We start from the raw sequence: 19,540 nt of genomic DNA, 5'->3' as shown, positions 1-19,540 counted from the left end.
CTGATCGGCGTCATTCGAAGGCGGCAGCACGACATAGAGCGTTCGCCGGTCGTATTGGGAGGCAAGAATGAAATCGGTTCCGGTTCTGATTGCAGGGGGCGGTCCCGTCGGGATGACGCTTGCGAACGTCCTGGCCCATTTCGGAATCCGCTCCATGCTGGTCGAGAAAAATGCGACGACGACCCGTCACCCGAAGATGGACATCACCAACAGCCGCAGCATGGAGCTTTTCCGTCGGTTCGGCCTGTCAGAGGCATTGCGAAATGTTGCGGTGCGGGAAGATCATCCTTTCGACGTTTCCTGGATCACAAGTCTCGCCGGATATGAGCTGCATCGCTTTCGATACATGGCACCGAGCGAGTTTCGAAAACAAATCCGCATCAAGAACGACGGCACCCAACCGCTCGAGTCCCCGATGCGCGTCTCACAGGTCGAGATCGAGCCCGTTCTGAAGAAATCCATCGATGCTCGTCCGGAAGTCGAGGTGAGGTTCGGCGTCGCCTTCGAAAGTTTCGAGGAGAAGGATGATCGTATCGTCGCGGTCCTGCGGGAGCAGGGGAGTAGCGCCCAAGAGCAGGTAAGCTGTCAGTATCTAATCGGCTGCGACGGCGGTACCAGCCGCGTTCGGGCAGGGCTGGGCATCCAGCTGGAGGGACAGACGCGCGTCGGCGAACTCTACATGATCCACTTTCGATCGACCGAGCGAGATCTGCTGCAGCGCTGGGGCGTTGCCTGGCACTATCAATCGCCGATTGGAACGATGATCGCTCAGAACGACGATGATATCTGGACCGTTCACGTGCCTGTGGTTCCCGGCCAGGACGCGACCAAGCTCGATCCACGCGCTCTCGTCGAGGCTTATGCCGGCCGGCCATTCCCCTTTGACATTCTGGTCGCGAATGCGTGGACGCCGCACCTCCTGGTCGCCGAAACCTATGGCAAGGGACGCGCCCTGCTCGCAGGCGACTCCGCGCATCAGTTCATCCCGACAGGCGGCTATGGGATGAATTCCGGGGTCGGCGATGCCGTTGACCTCGGTTGGAAACTGGCGGCGACGCTCCAGGGCTTCGGCGGGCCCGGCCTCCTCGCGTCGTATGAAATCGAGCGGCGTCCCGTAGCGGCACGAAATCGCGACGCATCCGGGCGCCACATGCAGGTGCGAATGCAGATTGCTGAAGCCTATGGAGGCCTGTTGGAAGGCGATAGCAGCGAAAATCCCGTGCGCCGGGCGGAAGTCGGTGCAAAGATCGCCAAGCTTGGCAACGGAGAGAACGAATGGTTCGGGATCGAACACGGCTTTATCTACGAAGGATCACCGATCGTCGCGGACGGGCCGGTAGCTGCCTTTCCGTTTGATCCGGCTGTCTACAAGCCGACGACCACGCCTGGCGCCCGCTTGCCCAGCGCGTTCCTGAAAGACGGTACGGCGCTCTACGATCGACTGGGTACACATTTCACGCTGATCGATTTCCGCGGGGGCGATCTGTCGCCCTTTGTCGACGCTGCGGCGCGACGACAGATACCGCTGTCGGTCTTGCAACTCGACGAACCCGATCTGAAGGGTGTTTACGGACAGGACATGCTGCTCGTGCGGCCCGACCATCACATTGCGTGGCGCGGAACGGGCAGCAAGACGCCAAACGCCGACACGATCCTCGCGACGGCTCTCGGCTGGGGGGCGGAACGGTGAAGCCGCTTCATGCCCTGGTGATCGGCGCTGGTATCGGCGGCACGGCGGCTGCCATCGCGTTGCGTCGGGCTGGCCTCGACGTTTCCTTGTTCGAGCAGACGATGGCGCAACGCGAGGTTGGCGCCGGCATTCAGATCAGCCCCAACGCCTCCCGGCTGCTGGGCCGCTATGGGCTTGCCGACGCCATGGCGCGGGCCGCCGTTCGCCCTTCCGCGATCGTCTTTCGTCGCTGGGAGGACGGCCTTGTCCTGGGGCGCGAAGAACTGGGTGACTCGATCGAGAACCGTTATGGGGCGCCCTACTACCATTTCCACAGAGCTGACCTCGTCGCCCTTCTGGCGGACGCGTTCGGTCGCAAGGAGATCAAGCTTGGACGACGTCTGGTCGATGTCGAGCAAGGCGAAAGAGGCGTGACCGCCCACTTTGAGGATGGCACGTCCGAGCGCGGCGATCTCCTCATCGGGGCCGACGGAATCCACTCCCAAGTTCGCGAGCGCCTGTTCGGCGAGGAAAAGCCGCGGTTCTCGGGGCAGATCGCGTACAGGGGGCTCGCGCCCGCCGAACGCGTCGCGCATCTCGGCCTTCCGCTCGATGTCACGAACTGGGTGGGGCCGGGCGGACACTTTGTCCACTACTTCGTTTCCTCAGGTAGATTCCTGAACTTTGTGGCGGTCAGCGAAGAGGCGACCTGGACGCGGGAACAATGGTCCGACCGCGGTTCGATCTTCGATGCCGCAAAGAACTACGAGGGGTGGCATCCGCAAATTGCGACGATTCTCACGGCGGTCGATGAGACGTTCAAATGGGCGTTGTTCGATCGTAATCCACTTCCGGAATGGACGCAGGGGCGTGTCGCGCTGCTGGGGGACGCGTGCCATCCCATGCTGCCTTTCATGGCGCAGGGGGCAGCGCAGGCCATCGAGGACGGCACAGCGCTGGCGGCCTGCCTAAAACACGTAGCCTTCGACATTCCGTCGGCGTTTCGAGCTTACGTCACATTGCGCAAGCCGCGCGCGACCGAGGTGCAGGAAAGATCCCGCGCCCTTTCCACGAGCTTCCACCTGCAGGATGGACCACAACAGCTCGAGAGGGATCACGTCTTCGCCACGCGAGGTGTGCGCGGCAGCCCTGAGGCAATGAACAGACTTTATGGCTACGACGCAGAAGCCGTCGCGGCGACGCTGGAGGAAAAACTATGACCCGCGCTTTCCAAATCGCCTATGTCGATCTCGATACGCCTGCTGCGGAACAGGAGGTCGCATATTACGACCGCGTGCTCGGAGCAACTCCTGCCGAGCGTGGATCCGACGGCCGCACGTATTTCAGCCTCGGTCTGGATCACCACAACATCACCATCAAGTCGGCGCCCCATAAGCGCCTCACGGCACTCGGCCTGAGGATCGACCAAGAAACGGCCGACGACACCGTGAGGTCGCTCCGCGGTCTCGGTCTGTCTGCCGAAAAGAAAACCGACGCCCGGCCGGGCGTTCCCGTCCTGGTGGAGGTCGTCGTTGCGGGGCACACACTCCACTTGTTGCCGGAGATGGCCATGCCTGGCCCTGGCTTTCGTACCTCGGGGGTCGTTCCAACGCGTCTTGGACACGTCGCCCTGATGGCCCCGGAGGCCGAGAAACTCGTGGAATTCTGTTCGGCCATCGGGTTTCGCACGACCGATTGGTTCGAGGGGATAGCGACGTTCCTGACCTGCAACCACGATCACCACGTTCTGAATATCATCGCGGCGCCAGAAGCCAGGCTTCACCATCTCGCCTTCGAGCTGCGCAGTCGCGCCGCGCATCACGATGCGGCGGATTTTCTTGCGACGGAAGGCCATCCAATCCTCTGGGGCCCGTCACGGCACACCGCGGGCCACAACCTCGCTTCCTACCACTACGACCCAAGCCGTTTTCTGATCGAGCTCTACACCGACATGGATGTGATCGTTCCGGAGCTCAATATCTTTGAGCCGCGACCCTGGCATGAGGCGTTTCCCCAACGTCCTCGCGTGTGGACGCTTGAGCAGCTGACGACGTGGGGAACTCGTTTCGACTTCGACTTGAAGTCAGCTTAACGACCTGGTCGACTGTCGATCGAATATCAAATTACGAGGAGAGAGATGTCCCGGCACGCGCGCGCAGCGAGGTTCGCTTGTTTTGATATCGGGCTGACGATTTTTATCGGATTGGCCTTTACAGCGCCTAGCACGGCCCAAGTGGAGAAGCGGTATGATCCCGGCGCATCCGATGCGATCATCAAGATTGGCAATACTGCTCCCTACAGCGGGCCGCTCTCCTCGAATAGCGTTGTCGCCAGAACGGAAGGCGCCTACTTCAAGATGATCAACGAACAGGGTGGCGTTAACGGACGCAAGATCGAGTTCATTTCTTACGATGATGCGTATAGTCCTCCCAAGACGGTGGAGCAGACGCGCAAGTTGATCGAAAGCGACGAGGTTCTGCTTCTCTTCAATCAACTCGGCACGCCGACCACCATGTCGGTTATCAAATATGTCAACGCCAAAAAGGTGCCGCAGCTGTTCATCGCGGCCGGAGGAACCATCTTCGGCGATCACAAGACCTATCCCTGGTCGATGGGCTTCCAGCCAAGCTACCAGAGCGAAACAAGCATCTACGGCAGGTACCTGCGCGAGAACTATCCCAGTGGAAAGATTGCCGTTCTCTCGTCCAATGACGACTTCGGACGTGACAATATCAAGGGCTTGAAGGACGGTCTCGGCGATGCGGTCGGCAATATTGTCGCCGAAGTCACGTATGAGACGAGCGCGCCGACGATCGATTCCGAACTTGTGAAGCTGAAATTCTCGGGCGCAAGCATCTTCGTCAATTTCGCCTCGGCGAAATTTGCGGCGCAAGCCATTAAGAAAGCGGCGGAGATCGGCTGGAAGCCCGTGCATATCCTGCATGGAAACTCGCAATCGATCAGCGCCGTCCTAAAACCCGCCGGCCTCGAAAACGCAAGGGACATCATCACAGCGAGTTACAGCAAGGATCCTGCCGATGCGGCCTGGAAAGATGACCCCGGTTTGAAGAGATTCTCCGATTTCATGGCCAAATACATGCCGGGAGAAGACAAAAACAATTTCTATGTGGTCTATGGATACAATGCCGCCCAGGCGCTGGTCGAAGTACTCAGGCGGTGCAAGGATGACCTTACACGCGCTAACATCATGAGGCAGGCCGAGGCGTTGAACCAAGTTCATCTCGACATGCTGCTTCCGGACGTTACGTTGAGCACATCGCCAGCCGACCACTACCCGATCGAACAGATGCAATTGCAGAAGTTCGATGGCCAGAACTGGGTAAGGTTTGGCTCTGTCATTGAAGGGACGCTGAGCGAGAAATGATGGCTCTAGTTAGCTCAAACTAGCCCATGATGGATTGGAGCGAGAGTTTAATCCTTTCAAATAGTTAGAAGGCGGCGTGTACACGATGTGTGCACCGGGAGATCAAAGAAAATCTAGCAACAACCAAAGTCAGCAGGTTGAAGTGAACGCGGTGCAGCGTCCGCGGCAGGCCGATGTTTCGGAAGGTAGTGATCTCGCCAAGGGTTGGGTATTTGCGCCGATCGATTTGAGCGGTCTAAGCGAGAGATGCAAAGCGTTCGGCAACAGGAACGGGATCGTCGAAGGAACTGTAGCGCAACATCGGCGACTCTAACGCATACTGTGCAGCGGGACGGGCGCCATTGTCCAGTTATTTCGTTTGCGTATCACCCGACTGAGAGTCCTCCGCTGCAGCCAGCCACGGCTTGACGCGTAGCGCGCGAACCGGATGCCGAAATCCCGCAATGTTCGGCAGTTCGCACCGCTTTGGTCGCGATCACATTGGTTCAATTCCGATCTTTCCGATGATCGCGGCCCATTTGGCACTTTCCGATGCCATGAAATCTCTGAGTTCTTCCGGGTCGAGGACAAGCGGTTCGGCGCCTTGCTCGACGAAGAGGGTGCGCACCTTGGGATCATTCACCGCTTCCGCCATCGCGGCATAAAGCTTGTCAATTACGGCCTTGTTTGTGTTGGCCGGCGCGAGTAGGGCAAGCCAGGCACCCGGGAGGCCGAACTGCACGGCCTGATGGCGAAGGCCGAGACCGGCGTCGCCGGGCCGGTCGTCTCCGAACTCGCCTGCTGAAGTTCGCCGTTCAGGCGTAGTTCCGATGAGTGGGCAGGCGTTTTCGTTGACCAGGCGTCGTTCAACGGTCAACTACGCCTCAAGCCTCCTTACGTGCGCTCGCCGTAGCCGCTATTGAGCGGGTTGAGAACCGGCGCCGATAGTCGCGTGGCGATATCGCCAAGTGGCGTTGGAACGTGGTGCGCATCCGTTCTTCATCGGCAAAACCGCAGCTGCGGGCGATGCGGTCGACGCCGTGCTCGGTTTCTTCCAGCAGGCGCCGGGCGGCTTCCAGCCGGAACACTTCGATTGCTTTGGCCGGAGTGCGGCCGGTCTTTGCCTTGTAGCTTCGAGCGAAGTTTCGCGAACTCATGCCCACGTGTTCGGCGAGCAGATCGACATTCAGCCGTTCGTCGCTGAGATTCTTCGAGATCCAGATATGAAGGTTCTCGAAAGCCGTCGAAGTCAAAGTCTGGGATTGCAGGAGCTCGCTGAACTGCGACTGACCGCCCGGCCGCTTCATGTAGATCACCAGCTCGCGGGCGACCTGCATGGCGATATCGCGACCGCAATCCGCCTGGACAAGAGCCAGGGAGAGGTCGATGCCGGCGCTGACCCCCGCCGACGTCCAGATCGGACCGTCCTGAACGAAAATCGCGTCGGGTTCGACGGTCAGGCTCTCGTAGCGCTGATGTAGCAACTCGCATGAGGCCCAATGGGTTACAGCGCGACGGCCGTCAAGCAGACCGGCCTCGGCCAACAGGAAGGCTCCGCCACAGACCGAAGCGGTTCGCCGCGCCTTGGACGCATGGGCTACCAGCCAGCGCACCAAGCGACCATCGGCAAGTGTAGGCTCCATGTCCAGCGCGCCTGGAACCACGATGGTGTCGATCTCCACACTTTCGAACTGCGATATCGGCGCCGTCTCGATCGTCACCCCCTCGGCCGTCAGGATCGGTCCACCGTCGAGGCTGACGGTGTGACGGGCATAGCCGTGCCGGCCCTGCTGCTCCATGAACTTCGACGCTGACCAGAACACCGTGAGCGGACCGGTGAGGTCGAGCAGCCCCATCCCTTCGAAGGCTACGAAAAGCGCACAGCGGGCGAGCGGATCGTTGTTGGTCATCATTGGCTGAAATCTAGGGGTATATGTCATTTCAGACAAGTTATTCCACGCCTAACGTCGGCTTGTCAATCACACGGGCCGGGCGGTAGCCGCGACCCTGCCGCCAGGAGGAAGACCATGTTTGATACCTCTTCTGCTTCGAAGGGCGTGAAGATCGCGCTGTTGGAAGGGCAATTGCTCGCTGGCGAGATCGATCGCGAGACGTTCGTCGGTCGGGCCGCAGGCCTGGGCCTCCCCGCCGCCGCCGTCGGTGACGCTGCCGAGAAGTTCGAGGCCATAGCCGCCAACCAAGCAACTCGCCGCGCCAATCTGCGATCAACCTACGACTACATCGTGATTGGATCCGGCGCTTCCGGTTCAGTTGTCGCGCGGCGCTTGGCAGAGAACCGCGATGCGCAGGTTCTGCTGCTCGAGGCCGGCGGCGATGATCTGAAGCCCGGCATCCTGATTACCGAGACCTGGTTTTTCAACCAAGGCGGCGAGTTCGATTGGAATTTCGGCGCGGAGCGCAGCCCAGGCGTGAACAATCGCTCGATCGTTCAGGCCATGGGCAAGGCCCTCGGCGGTGGCACCAGCATCAACGCTATGGTCTGGGCCCGCGGTCACAAGAACGATTTCGATTTTTGGGCCGAGCAGGTTGGCAACGATGCCTGGGACTATCGGCATATCCTCGACATCTACAGGCGAATCGAGGACTGGCGTGGCGCCCCCGACCCTGAACGACGCGGTAGCGGCGGCGAGGTCTTCGTGCAGCCCGCTCCCAATCCTGGTTCGATCGCGCCGGCTTTCCTCAAGGCCGCCGAGTCGCTCGGCATCCCCACCTTCGCGGACCAGAACGGCGTGATGCAGGAAGGTCCGGGCGGCGCGGCGATCACCAACGTTCGCATCCGCGATGGCCGTAGGCTGAACGTTCCGTCGAGCTACCTGTACCCGGTAATGGACCAGCCCAATCTGACCGTGCTGACCGGTGCTTATGTCAATCGCCTTACCCTGGAAGGCAGCACCATCACTGGCGTGGAATTCGAGTGGCAAGGCAAGATCCGTGCGATCAAGACCTCAAGCGAAGTCGTGCTGTCGGCGGGCGCCATCCAGACCCCGAAGCTGCTGATGCTGTCGGGCATCGGCGACCGCGCCCAGCTCGATCGTTTCGGTATCTCCACTGCTTCCCATCTGCCCGGCGTTGGCCAGAACCTCCAGGATCACCCGATCATCGGCGGCGGTCTCTGGGAGGCGCCGGGACCGATCCCCGTCCGCAACAATGGAGCAGAGGCCAATCTCTTTACCAGGAGCCGTCCGGAACTCGACACACCCGACCTGCATATTTGGCACGTCGAGGCTCCTTACTTGTCCGAGGTAACGGGACGCCATGCCGTCGAGAACGTGTGGTCGATCAGCCCCGCGCTGGTTCGTCCGGAAAGTCGCGGCTTTCTGCGGCTGAAGTCGGCTGATCCGCATGAGGCGCCCGAGATTCACGCCAACATGCTGAGCGATCCGCGCGACCTCGCCGCCCTGCGCCGGGGCATGGAGATCGTCCGCGACCTCGGCAACTCCGAGGCGATGAAGCCCTTCGTCAAACGCGAGATCCTGCCCGGCCCCTTGGCCGGCGAGGCGCTCGACAACCTGATCCGGGACGGGGCGATGTCGATGCATCACCCGACCTGCACCGCCAAGATGGGTCGGGACGATCTCTCCGTCGTGGACGCCGAACTGAGGGTCTACGGGGTGAAAAATCTCCGCGTCGCCGATGGTTCGATCATGCCGAGCGTCACCACGGGCAACACCCAAGCGCCCTGCGTGATCATAGGCGAGCGCATGGCCGATATCCTCAAGGCTTGAGCACAGCGCGAAGCGTCGTCGCTGCGGCGGCGCTTCGAACTTCTTCAGAACGACGAAATCCGTGAAGGCAGGCGCGCCGGGAATGGTTCCAGGCGGTCCCTGCCGCAAATTGGAGGATAGACAGATGAGCGACTACAAGCTTTTGATCGATGGGAAGTTGGTGTCCGGCGCGATGGCGCTGAATGTGATCAACCCGGCGACCGAGGAACTGGTTGCCGTGGCGCCCAGGGCAGACCGCGCGCAACTCGAACAGGCCGTCGCCGCGGCCAAAGCCGCCTTTCCGCGGTGGTCGCAGACGCCCGTGCGGAACCGCGGCGCGCTGCTGGACAGGCTGGCTGATGCGGTTGAAGTCCGTCAGGCCGAGTTTGCGGAAATCCTGACGGCGGAAAATGGCAAGCCGATCGCGCAGGCTGTGTTGGAAATGGCGGCCGTCGTAGCCGCGATGCGCTATTATGCGGGTCTCGACCTGGCGCCTCGGATCCTGAAGGAGGATGCGTCCCAGAAGATCATCGAACAACCCATGCCGCTCGGCGTGGTCGGAGCGATATCGGCGTGGAACGTGCCGATGATCCTTCTGGCCGCGAAGATCGCGCCGGCGCTGCTTGCCGGCAACACCGTTGTCGCCAAGCCGGCGGCGACGACCCCGCTGGCGGCGCTTAAACTGGGCGAGCTGTGCGCTGATATTCTGCCGCCTGGGGTGATCAACATCATTGTCGACGCCAACGATCTTGGGGACGTGCTCACCCGCCATCCGGACGTCGCCAAAGTCGCATTCACGGGCTCGACTGCGACCGGCCGGAAAGTCATGGAAAGTGCGGCCCCCACGCTGAAGCGCCTCACGCTGGAGCTCGGCGGCAACGACGCCGCCATTGTGCTTGACGATGTCAATCCAAAGGAAATAGCGCCCAAGCTGTTCGCCGGCGCGACCTTCAATTCCGGCCAGGGCTGCGTCGTGATCAAGCGCCTCTACGTTCATGATTCACAATATGACGAATTCTGCGAGGAACTCGGGCGGCTGGCCCGCGAGGCCGTCGTCGATGACGGCGCCAAGCCTGGAGTCCAGATCGGGCCGCTGCAGAATAAGGCGCATTTCGAGAGGGTGAAGGGCTTCCTGAAGGATGCCAAACAGGACGGCGTTATCGTTGCGGGCGGCAATGTTCTGCAGCGCAAGGGCTATTTCGTCGAACCGACGATTGTTCGCGACATCGGCGACGATACGCGATTGGTCAGGGAGGAGCAGTTCGGCCCAATCCTGCCGGTGCTGCGCTATGCCAAGGTCGAAGACGCCATCGCGCGCGCGAACGATACGGAGTTCGGGCTCGGCGGCAGCGTCTGGTCGAAGAATCTCGAGCGGGCCTTCGCCGTGGCCTCGCAAATCAATTCGGGCACGGTCTGGATCAACAGGCATCTCAACCTGCAGCCCGACATTCCCTTCAGGGGCGACAAGCAGTCCGGCATCGGAACCGAACTGGGCCACGCTGGCCTGGAGGAATATACTCAGCCCAGGATCATCAATATGGCCAAGCAGCAGGCCTGATGCGTATCCCGCCGTCTTCGCGACGGCGGGGCAAGCTGAGCCCGGCCCGCGCCGCCGTCTTGAGCGTCAAGGGGTCCGCGGACCTCCGGCAATTCATTCGCTGTCTCCTCTGGCGGCCGCAGCGCCGCCAGAGGACGGGCCTCGGTGCCTTCCGCCAGATATGTGAGTATCGCGCCGGACTCGACGGTTGTGCGACCGTCGTCGATCATCAGCGCCGGGATTCTCGAGAACCGGCTAATCTTGCGGAAGTCTGGCCGGTGAGTGTCGCCTCTAGCCAAATCCAAGATTGCGCCGGCTCTGGCTGTTGAAGCAAAAAGCACAAGCGTCCATAATATCTTATAGCGCAAGGTAGTTAGAGGTGCAGTTGAGGATAGGATCAGCCTTGGGCTTCCGCCGGCTTCAAGCCTCGTCGCCACCGTGGCATCATGCTCGACCTTAAAGACGTCTTTTATTTCGTGCAGGTGGTCGATCGGGGCGGCTTCACTTCCGCGAGCAAGTCCCTTGGACTTCCAAAATCCACGTTGAGCCATCGCGTTAGAGAGCTTGAGGGCGCTTTAGGCGTGACCTTGCTGAACAGGACATCACGACGCTTCGGCATGACCGAGGTCGGCACGCAGTTCTATCACTACGCTCAGACATTGCTGCAGACGGCCGAAGTTGCCGAAGAAGCCGTCCGCCAGCGAGCGACTGAGCCCAGCGGTGTAATCAGAATGACAACCGCAGTCGAGATAGCGCAGTTCGCTCTCAAAGACTTGATCCCGGTATTTTTAAAGCAGCACCCCAAAGTCCAGATCGTCGAGATCACCACGGATACTTTGGTCGACATCGTTGCGGAGGGCTTCGACCTCGCGTTGCGGGGACATACTACGCCCCTCCAAAACTCGTCCCTCGTACAACGGTCGATCGCGCGTGCGCCATGGTACCTGTTTGCCGGTCCAGGATATCTGGATGCCAAAGGCGCCCCTGCGACTCCGGAAGAGTTAGCGCAGCATGACACTCTGTCGATAGCCAGAAGCGGCGCCTCGAACTTGATTTTGACGGGGCCGAATGCAAGGAGATGCATCGTCCAGACGACACCTCGGTTTCAAAGCAACAATATGGTTGCACTGAAGGAATCAGCATGCGCCGACCTGGGCATCGTCGCGTTGCCCGGTTACATTTGCCGAGATGAGATAGCCACCGGAAGGCTGAAGCAAATACTGCCTCGTTGGATCGCCGCAGATGCCAGAATCTCGGCCCTTATCCCCTACAAGCGCGGGCTCCTTCCTGCGGTGCGATCGTTGGTCGATTTTCTCGCGCGGGAAATACCACGCATCACCGCGTTCGACCCGGCCCGGGCCGAAGAACCGCCAACGAAGCCGCCGAGCAAACGGGCGCGTTAGTTCGGATTTCGGAACGCGTTCGTCCAATTAGTTGGACGCTGCGTCCCTGGGCAGGCATCTTCCTGTCCGTTCATGGCACTGCAATCTTTGCGGCGGGAAGAGACGCTTGGGCGGCTCGCAAACCGCGAAGGTTTAAAATGAACAAGATGGTCATTGGCGGAGTCAACAATCAGGTCTTCGTAGCCAGCAATCTCGGTCGCATCGAGCACTTTTACTCGGTGCTGCTCGGTCTTCCTCTCGTGAAAAGGACCGTGCATCATCTCGATCCGCGTCTGCCGGTCATCACTTTCGGATTTCAAGCGTTCGAGGACGAGCCGAAGCGGAGACACACCATCAGCTATGTCGAATGGAATCCTATATTCTACATGATGCCGGAAGCCGGCTTCGTCGATCCGCGAGCCACGTCCGCCGGCGTCGCATCTCCGCGGGTCGGCGATCCGAAAGGGCGCTGGGGAGCTGGAACGAACCATCATCTTGCCCTCCATGTTCCGACAAGGAACGGCCTTCTGAAATGGAAACGACGTCTCACGGATCTCGGGGTGCACGTCACGGGACCGTATAATCGTCAGTATTTTCACGCCGTATATTTCCGTGATCCCGACGGGGCGATCATCGAGATCGCGACGACCGAACCAGGGTTCGGGCACGACGAAGCGGTTCTCGGTTCGGGCTTCCGCCCGCAGCCGAAGGAAAATCTGATCGGGGGACGTGACGAGGTTCTTACGGCAGCCGAAACCTGGCCTCAACCCGTGCCGACGGTCACGGAAGATTTCGCGCTACGGGGCTTCCACCACATTACCTCGATTTCGTCCAACGCCGAGCGGACGGAGAACTTCTTCGTGGAGAAGGTCGGACTCCGCTTGATCAAGAAGACCGACTATCTGGACGAAAAGGGCGGCTCACACTACTATTACGCCTGCGACGATGAGGTTTCCCCTGGCTCAGTCCTGACATTCTTTGGCCTGCCGGGCTACTCGCCCGGGCGCCTTGGGACTGGTCTGTCCCATCATTTCTCGCTCGAGGTGGAAAACGACGCTGCGCTTGTTCACGAACACGGGCGCCTGAAGCGCACCGGCGTCAGGGTCTCCGACGTTCAAGATGCGCTGTATAGCAAGCTCTTCTATTTCAACGATCCTGACGGTCACATCTGCGCCATCTCGACGCCGACGCAGCTTACGATCGATGAGCCGGCCAGTGAACTCGGGCGCAAGCTGTGTTTGCCTCCTGCGATCGAGGAACAGCGCATCGAAATCGAACGCAACATAGCTCTGCGTCCCGCGCCGACTCCGATACTGCGCGCTTGAGGGAGCGCGTGTCGTGCTAAAGCCGATCCTGTCACCGCAGTCACGACATGGGTCCTCGCAGCGAGACGGACTTCTGAAATGTCTGCCGCAAGACATGGTGCGCTGGGGCCAAGGCATAGTTCCCCAGGCGCTGCAGGAACTGCCACAACATGGAGTCGAGCGCCCGATTGTATTTACGATCGAGCGTCTTTTCTCCTCGACAAATCAATTGGTCCTGCCGCACCTTCAAGAGGTGTCCGGCGTCTTTACGGACTTACCGCCCCACGCGCCGGATACTGCGATCGAAGCAGCACTCGCTCGATGCATCCGAACGGGAGCCCGCTCGATCATCGCCTATGGTGGCGGCTCCGTTCTAGACGCTGCGAAGGCGGTCTCCCACTTCCATTACATCCGTCAAGGAAGTCATCTACCAATTGTCGCTCTTCCGACTACGCTATCCGGCTCCGAGTTTTCACACTACTTCGGTGTCACCGAGACGTCCGGAGCGCGGCCGTTCAAGAGGAGCCGCGCTGAGCGAGCAACCGTTCCGCGGGTCGTTCTGCTGGATCCCAATCTGCTTTTGAATACTCCGCGATCTCTCCTGCTCTCGTCGGCGATCAAGGGGATGGATCACGCGGTCGAGGGTATGCGCGAGGTTGATATCGACCATCCTCACGCGATAATGGCCACGTCCGGCGCGCGCAGATTTTTTGACGTGCTGGCCAAATGGCCGGATGAGTTGGAGACGGACACAGCGATCGAAGAAGGAAAAGTCAGTCTTGAAGACCTCCTTCAACTCCAACTCGCAGCCTGGCAATGTTACTTCTACCCAGCGTCGGTCATCTACGGACTGAGCCATCGAATCGGTCACGTGCTCGGCGGGACCTTCGGTTTTCCCCATAGCATGACTTCTTGCATCACGCTTGCGCCGGTAATTCGTTCCTGCGCATCACGCTACGGCGAAAAGCTTCGCGTATTCGATGCACAGGGTGGATTAGTCCTGGCCGACAGGATCGAAGCCCTGGTTTCGAACTTGGCCTTACCGACGCGGCTGAGGTCCTTCGAAATTGGTCTTTCAACCCTCCCGGAAATCGCCGCCCTCTTGCGTGAGAACTACCCGAACGAAGTCGAAGATCTTGGCGAGGGGGCGGATCGAAAGCTTGACGACCTCTTGAGAAGCATTTGGTAGGCGAGGATGAATTCTTGGTCCGTCGCCGAGATGCTGGCCAGTCTTCGGTCTGGTCGCGCAACCTCTCGGCAGTTGGTGGAAATTGCTGTTGATCGGGCCAGGCAGTGCGCGACCGACCTCAATGCTTTCGCCGCAATTTCGGACACGGCGACGGCCTCGGCCGCGGCAAGCGACCGAAAATACAGGGAAGGGACCGCGAGGAAGCTGGAGGGTGTCCGCCACGCGCTCATGGCCTACATGGCTCCGTTCAATTTGACTGGCAATCCCGTTGCTACAGTTCCTATGCGTCGCAGGGATGGCCTCTTGCCCGCTGGCCTGCAGATCGTCGGTCATCGAGGACACGACAACGAAGTCATCGAGGCCGCGATCGAGGTCGAAAGGCGCAACGCAGAATCAAACAATCTCAAGGAGGACAAAGATGAACGAGACGGAACAAAATACAAACCAGACCCCGTATAGCGCATGGTTGCAGACCGAAATTCTACACACGCTTCAGCAAACAGTGAGCGACCATCCCGGCGAGTATGCCTTCCTGATCAACGTTCAGGTCCAAGAACTCTATTGGGCGCTGATAGTAAAGGAAATGCAGGCAGCTCAGGCCTGTCTTCGCGAGGACAATCTGGCGGAGGCTCACGAAGCCTTGCTCAGAGTGGTGGACCACCACGAACCCCTGAACGCGACTTGGCGGTCTCTATCTTGGATCACCCCGTCGGACTTGATGCCGATTTTGGCGGCGGTCGGAGCTAGACACGGTCGAGACACGGCTCTTCAGGGATGGACCTATCGGCACATGGTCTACCTGTTCGGCATCAAGCAAGAACAGCACCTGGAGCATTTCGAGCCGCAACCACATCGATTCGAACAGCTTCAGAAGGCCCTGAACGAGCCCAGCCTGTACGACGATGTGCTCGCGTTCTTATCAAGGAGAGGGTTTAAAATTCCTGCGGAGGTGCTTAGGCGCGACCCGTCCAAAACTTATGCTCCCGACCCGGAGGTCGAAAAGGTGTGGGCCGCGGCCTACGAAACCGACCCGCCGGTCAAAATGCTCGGCGAGACCATGGCCGACATCGCCGAGGAATTTACAACCTGGAAGTACCGTCATCTCATGGCGACACGTCGCACAATCGGAAATAGATCGGCGTATTTCGGTACCCCGGCTGTGTCTTGGCTTCTGCCGACGCTGGAAGAGATTCCCTTTCCTGAACTCTTTTCGGCCCGCACCTTCATCGGCGACCAACCGCCAGTTTGTCCTCACATGAAATCATAGGCGTACCGGCAGAGCGAACGAAGCAGGTTGTTGATCATCGTTCAGAGAACGTGAACGATGCGTACCGGAAGAGCCAACTTCTGCGGAGGCAGGTGCAAATTAAATTTGGGGGATCAGCCGCGGCACGGTGCCGGGACTCCGAAGAGCTAATAGGAGCAGCCATGAAGACCCTTCCAGTCGTCGAGGTCAGCCCACTACTCGAGTTGTCCGTTTCGCGTAACCTCACGTCTCGATTCGTCGAGCAGTGGAAGAAAGGAAATCCCCACGGAGTCGTTGTCGTTCGCGACCTTTTCAAGTCTCACATTCCGTTTGTAGACCTTCATTGGATTGGAAGGGCCTTCACTCCACGGGAGCAGCACTCTTCGGCCAATCGCTCGCCATTCAAACGGGCTGAATTCGGATCTCCGATCCGCATGGCGGTTTCCGCACTCTTTATCGCGGCTGGCATCGCTACGGCCCCTCCAGTCTTTGCAGGTACAGAACGCGGATCACAGAACAGGGCAGATACTTCGGATGCAGCGCTGGCCGCCTCACTTCCCGGTGATTTCAGGAACGGCTATGCCGAAGTGAACGGCACCCGCATCCACTATGTCGAGGGTGGCAAAGGCACGCCCGTGCTCCTGCTGCCGGGCTGGCCCCAGACTTGGTGGGAGTTCCATAAGATCATGCCGGAACTGGCGAGGCGCCACCGCGTGATCGCGGTTGATCTTCGCGGAATGGGAGGTTCTGCCAAACCGGGGTTGGGCTACGACAAGAAGAGCATGGCCAAGGATATTCACGAGCTGACCCAAGCGCTCGGGTACAAGCAGGTCAACATCGCCGGACACGATATCGGAGCAATGGTCGCCTACAGCTTCGCTGCTAACTATCCAGATGCGACGCTCAAAATCTGCCTGATCGACGTTGCGCACCCCGAAGAGAGTCTCTACACACTGTCGCTGCTCCCGCCACCCGGGCATGCGGTCCGCGGAACCGGGGAATCAACCCATCCGGTCTATCTCTGGTGGTTCGCTTTCAATCAACTGCCGGATCTTCCGCAACAACTGCTGGCTGGGAAGTCCAGGCTACTGATCGACTGGCTCTTCGATTCTCAACTGCGAAATCCCGCTGCGATCTCGGAGCGTGATCGTGCGATCTACGCCGCCGCGTACTCGCAGCCGGATGCGATCCGCGCTGGAAACGGCTGGTATCAGGCGTTTGGACAGGACATCATTGACGCCAAACACTACGGCCAGATAGCAACGCCAGTTCTAGCCTTGGCCGGTGAACGTAATTACCCTTATCTGCGCGAGCTTCTTCCGACACAGGCTTCAGACGTGCGTGTCGTAAAGGTCAACTCCAGTAGCCACTATGTCCCCGAGGACCAACCCGAGGCCGTTGTGCGAGAGCTTCTCGGATTCTTTAAGTCATAGGGCTTAGTGTGAGCTGCCAATCAAGTGAGAAGACCCCGCCTGATGGGGTCTTCTCCCAATCATTCACAAATTCCAGACGGAAAAAAAACAAACCAGACCCCGTATAGCGCATAGTTGCAGACCGAAATTCTACACACGCTTCAGCAAACAGTGAGCGACCATCCCGGCGAGTATGCCTTCCTGATCAACGTTCAGGTCCAAGAACTCTATTGGGCGCTGATAGTAAAGGAAATGCAGGCAGCTCAGGCCTGTCTTCGCGAGGACAATCTGGCGGAGGCTCACGAAGCCTTGCTCAGAGTGGTGGACCACCACGAACCCCTGAACGCGACTTGGCGGTCTCTATCTTGGATCACCCCGTCGGACTTGATGCCGATTTTGGCGGCGGTCGGAGCTAGACACGGTCGAGACACGGCTCTTCAGGGATGGACCTATCGGCACATGTCCTCACGTGAAATCATAGGCCTACCGGCAGAGCAAACGAAGCAGGTTGTTGATCATCGTTCGGAGAATGTGAACGATGCGTACCGGAAGAGCCAACTTCTACGGAGGCAGGTGCACTCTAATGTGGGGCTGTCAGTCACGGCACGATGCTGGGACTCCGAAGAGCTATTAGGAGCAGCCATGAAGACCCTTCTAGTCGTCGAGGTTAGCCCACGACTCGAGTTGTCCGTTTCGCGTAATCTCACGACTCGATTCGTCGAACAGTGGAAGAAAGGAAATCCCCACGGAGTCGTTGTCGTTCGCGACCTTTTCAAGTCTCACATTCCGTTTGTAGACCTTCATTGGATTGGAGGGGCGTTCACTCCACGGGAGCAGCACTCGCCGGAAAGTGCGGCTGCAATCAAAGTGTCAGACGATCTTGTGGCCGAAATAAAATCGGCGGACCACATTCTGATCGGAACGCCTATGTACAACTTCTCGATACCAGCCATTCTGAAGGCATACATCGATCAAATCGTGCGTTCGGGTGTGACTGTCTCAACCGCTTACGAAGGTATGCTCAAGGGCAAGAAAGCGACCGTCATTCTTTCGACGGGTGGCGACTTTTCACCAGGGGCCCCGTTCGCTTCGACCAACATGGCCAGCAACTACTTACGCCAAGTGTTGGGCTTCATCGGCATCTCCGACGTGAATATTATTCTTGCTGTTCGGACTTTGGCCGTGGACCAAGGGCATCAGCCTCTCCGGGACTATGTGACGGAGCTTGACGGCGAGATACTATCGGCAGCTGCGGCCTGATGCCGGCAATCTAGGTGCTTTCTGGCTTCGCGCTAAGGAGCAAGGGGATTAACCGTAGTTATCTTCATTGAACGCGACCGCCTGGGCGCAAGCACTTAAGAGGAGCTAACATGTTGAACAACTTCACGAGCCATTTCTCAGCCGACGATGCGGCGTTGGTGCTGATCGATTTCAGCCGCAGATGTTCATGGGTGTCGAGAGCCACGACCGCAACGCGGTCAAGAACAACCTTCAGATCATCGCGAAGAGCGCGAAGCTTTTTAATGTAAAGGCGACACGGTGAAGATGAAAATCAATCCATTGATGGTCGCGACCGCCCTCGTGTTCGCGACGCCCGCGGTAGCTGATGATATTCATGAAACCGTCGCAACGAACCTTGCGCATGCCATTCCCAATCTTCCCGGGAAATCGTTGGTTGCCGTCGAGGTGAATTATCCGCCGGGCGGCTCTTCGCGTCCACATCATCATGCGAAGTCAGCGTTCATCTATGCCTACGTCGTATCGGGCACGATTGAAAGTCAGGTCGAGGGTGAGCCGGCGCGTACTTACCGGGCTGGCGAGAGCTTCTTCGAGACCCCGGGCGCGCATCATGTCTTGGGAAGAAATGTAAGCGCCACCGAGCCAGCCAAGTTGCTTGCCGTGTTTGTTGTCGACACGGCAGATAAAGAACTCACCACCCCTGATCGATAAGGAGACCCTTTCATGAGCGTACGTATCGACTACACAAAAGTTGCGCCTGCAGGCGTGAAGGCCCTCGGTGGAGTATATGGCTATATCCTGCAGTCTGGCCTCTCTGACGTGCTTGTCGAGCTTGTTTATCTTCGCATATCCCAGATCAACGGCTGCGCCTATTGCCTGGATCAGCATACCCGCGTCCTTCAGAAGAAGGGTGTGAAAGTCGAGAAGCTGGCGCTGGTGCAAGTCTGGCGTGAGGCGGAAGTTCTGTTCGATGAGCGCGAGCGGGCCGCGCTCGCATGGGCTGAGACTGTTACACGCGTGGCGGAGACCGCAATACCGGAAGTGGATTATCAATCCGCACGTACCGTATTTAGCGAGAAGGACTTGGTCGATCTGACGATCGCTATTGGGCTTATGAATACGTACAACCGAATGGCCATCGGCTTTCGGAATCAACCTCAGGCCGTGCTTGCGCATTCGGCAGAACGCTGAGCAGGCCTGCTTGTCACCGGGCGCTTAGCATTCGTCCGGTGGCTGTTTCTCTGTGCGGCGTTCTTGGAGTCGGTGCCGGCACGCGCGTACGGAGTGCTTCAATGATATCGCAAACTCGATCTGCCGCGGTGGTGCCCGGTCGTCGAGTACGGTTTCGAGCTCACCCTGAGCAAAAAAGACTCGATGCGGTTGGAATGGGTCTGCCGGTCAGATCGAGCAATCTCTTGCCCTCAAAAGCCACGAAAAGCGCGCAGCGGGCGAGGAGATCTGCGGCGGGAACGG

18 protein-coding genes and 1 pseudogene are annotated in these 19,540 nt (G+C 59.2%); 16 read left to right on the top strand and 3 right to left on the bottom strand.

Annotated features, from left to right (window positions below; all coding sequences use genetic code 11):
* Window positions 1-67 precede the first annotated feature (67 nt).
* From V1289_RS02480 to V1289_RS02465, 4 genes are read left to right on the top strand one after another with little or no spacing between them, the layout of a single operon-like run.
* Window positions 68-1,690: an FAD-dependent monooxygenase gene (locus V1289_RS02480; RefSeq protein ID WP_334395483.1), complete on the top strand. Its 1,623-nt coding sequence runs from the start codon at window positions 68-70 to the stop codon at window positions 1,688-1,690.
* On the top strand, window positions 1,687-2,889 hold the full coding sequence (locus V1289_RS02475) for an FAD-dependent monooxygenase (protein WP_442896161.1): 1,203 nt from the start codon (window positions 1,687-1,689) through the stop codon (window positions 2,887-2,889). The genes V1289_RS02480 and V1289_RS02475 overlap by 4 nt, the downstream gene beginning before the upstream one ends.
* A complete protein-coding gene (locus V1289_RS02470) occupies window positions 2,886-3,761 on the top strand; it encodes a VOC family protein (protein ID WP_334395481.1) in 876 nt (291 codons plus the stop codon). The genes V1289_RS02475 and V1289_RS02470 overlap by 4 nt, the downstream gene beginning before the upstream one ends.
* Before the next feature lie 45 nt (window positions 3,762-3,806).
* Entirely contained in the window at window positions 3,807-5,054 is a 1,248-nt protein-coding gene (locus V1289_RS02465; RefSeq protein ID WP_442895937.1) for an ABC transporter substrate-binding protein, read from the top strand.
* A gap of 475 nt (window positions 5,055-5,529) precedes the next feature.
* Here V1289_RS02465 and V1289_RS02460 read toward each other — a convergent pair whose 3' ends face one another.
* Complete coding sequence (locus V1289_RS02460) at window positions 5,530-5,775, bottom strand: tripartite tricarboxylate transporter substrate-binding protein (protein ID WP_334395479.1); 246 nt, start codon at window positions 5,773-5,775, stop codon at window positions 5,530-5,532.
* A 142-nt stretch (window positions 5,776-5,917) separates the two neighbouring features.
* Window positions 5,918-6,943, bottom strand: coding sequence for a GlxA family transcriptional regulator (locus V1289_RS02455; RefSeq protein ID WP_334407232.1), 1,026 nt, complete (start codon window positions 6,941-6,943; stop codon window positions 5,918-5,920).
* Window positions 6,944-7,060: 117 nt separating this feature from the next.
* On the opposite strand from V1289_RS02455, the gene V1289_RS02450 reads away from it, so the two are divergent.
* Window positions 7,061-8,779 (top strand): GMC family oxidoreductase, encoded by a 1,719-nt coding sequence (locus V1289_RS02450; protein ID WP_334395478.1) that lies wholly within the window; start codon window positions 7,061-7,063, stop codon window positions 8,777-8,779.
* Between the two features lie 124 nt (window positions 8,780-8,903).
* On the top strand, window positions 8,904-10,316 hold the full coding sequence (locus tag V1289_RS02445; protein WP_334395477.1) for an aldehyde dehydrogenase family protein: 1,413 nt from the start codon (window positions 8,904-8,906) through the stop codon (window positions 10,314-10,316).
* Here the strand turns inward: V1289_RS02445 and V1289_RS49470 are convergent.
* Window positions 10,277-10,846 (bottom strand): glutathione S-transferase N-terminal domain-containing protein, encoded by a 570-nt coding sequence (locus tag V1289_RS49470; protein WP_442895936.1) that lies wholly within the window; start codon window positions 10,844-10,846, stop codon window positions 10,277-10,279. The genes V1289_RS02445 and V1289_RS49470 overlap by 40 nt on opposite strands.
* On the opposite strand from V1289_RS49470, the gene V1289_RS02440 reads away from it, so the two are divergent.
* The 10 genes and pseudogenes from V1289_RS02440 (at window position 10,742) to V1289_RS02400 (ending at window position 19,258) form a co-directional block, all read left to right on the top strand.
* Entirely contained in the window at window positions 10,742-11,698 is a 957-nt protein-coding gene (locus V1289_RS02440) for a LysR substrate-binding domain-containing protein (RefSeq protein ID WP_334395476.1), read from the top strand. The genes V1289_RS49470 and V1289_RS02440 overlap by 105 nt on opposite strands.
* Window positions 11,699-11,835: 137 nt before the next feature.
* Window positions 11,836-13,002: a VOC family protein gene (locus V1289_RS02435; protein ID WP_334395475.1), complete on the top strand. Its 1,167-nt coding sequence runs from the start codon at window positions 11,836-11,838 to the stop codon at window positions 13,000-13,002.
* A 13-nt stretch (window positions 13,003-13,015) separates the two neighbouring features.
* Window positions 13,016-14,170, top strand: coding sequence for an iron-containing alcohol dehydrogenase (locus V1289_RS02430; protein WP_334395474.1), 1,155 nt, complete (start codon window positions 13,016-13,018; stop codon window positions 14,168-14,170).
* Between the two features lie 6 nt (window positions 14,171-14,176).
* Window positions 14,177-14,629, top strand: a complete 453-nt coding sequence (locus tag V1289_RS02425) for a hypothetical protein (protein ID WP_334395473.1) — start codon at window positions 14,177-14,179, stop codon at window positions 14,627-14,629.
* Entirely contained in the window at window positions 14,589-15,437 is an 849-nt protein-coding gene (locus V1289_RS02420; RefSeq protein ID WP_334395472.1) for a tryptophan 2,3-dioxygenase, read from the top strand. Before V1289_RS02425 ends, V1289_RS02420 begins: the two co-directional genes overlap by 41 nt.
* Window positions 15,438-15,598: 161 nt before the next feature.
* On the top strand, window positions 15,599-16,849 hold the full coding sequence (locus V1289_RS02415; protein WP_334395471.1) for an alpha/beta fold hydrolase: 1,251 nt from the start codon (window positions 15,599-15,601) through the stop codon (window positions 16,847-16,849).
* 114 nt (window positions 16,850-16,963) lie between these two features.
* Window positions 16,964-17,239 (top strand): annotated as a pseudogene (locus tag V1289_RS49465) (tryptophan 2,3-dioxygenase family protein); the annotation flags it as partial.
* A 231-nt stretch (window positions 17,240-17,470) separates the two neighbouring features.
* Window positions 17,471-18,088, top strand: coding sequence for an FMN-dependent NADH-azoreductase (locus V1289_RS49460; RefSeq protein ID WP_442896160.1), 618 nt, complete (start codon window positions 17,471-17,473; stop codon window positions 18,086-18,088).
* Between the two features lie 285 nt (window positions 18,089-18,373).
* Complete coding sequence (locus V1289_RS02405; RefSeq protein ID WP_334407230.1) at window positions 18,374-18,778, top strand: cupin domain-containing protein; 405 nt, start codon at window positions 18,374-18,376, stop codon at window positions 18,776-18,778.
* A gap of 12 nt (window positions 18,779-18,790) precedes the next feature.
* Window positions 18,791-19,258 carry a carboxymuconolactone decarboxylase family protein gene (locus tag V1289_RS02400; RefSeq protein ID WP_334395469.1) on the top strand — a complete coding sequence of 156 codons (468 nt, stop codon included), beginning with the start codon at window positions 18,791-18,793 and terminating at the stop codon, window positions 19,256-19,258.
* Window positions 19,259-19,540 lie beyond the last annotated feature (282 nt).

Source organism: Bradyrhizobium sp. AZCC 2289 (assembly GCF_036924615.1).
Classification (GTDB): Bacteria; Pseudomonadota; Alphaproteobacteria; order Rhizobiales; family Xanthobacteraceae; genus Bradyrhizobium.
This window is presented reverse-complemented; position numbering and strand designations above follow the sequence as displayed.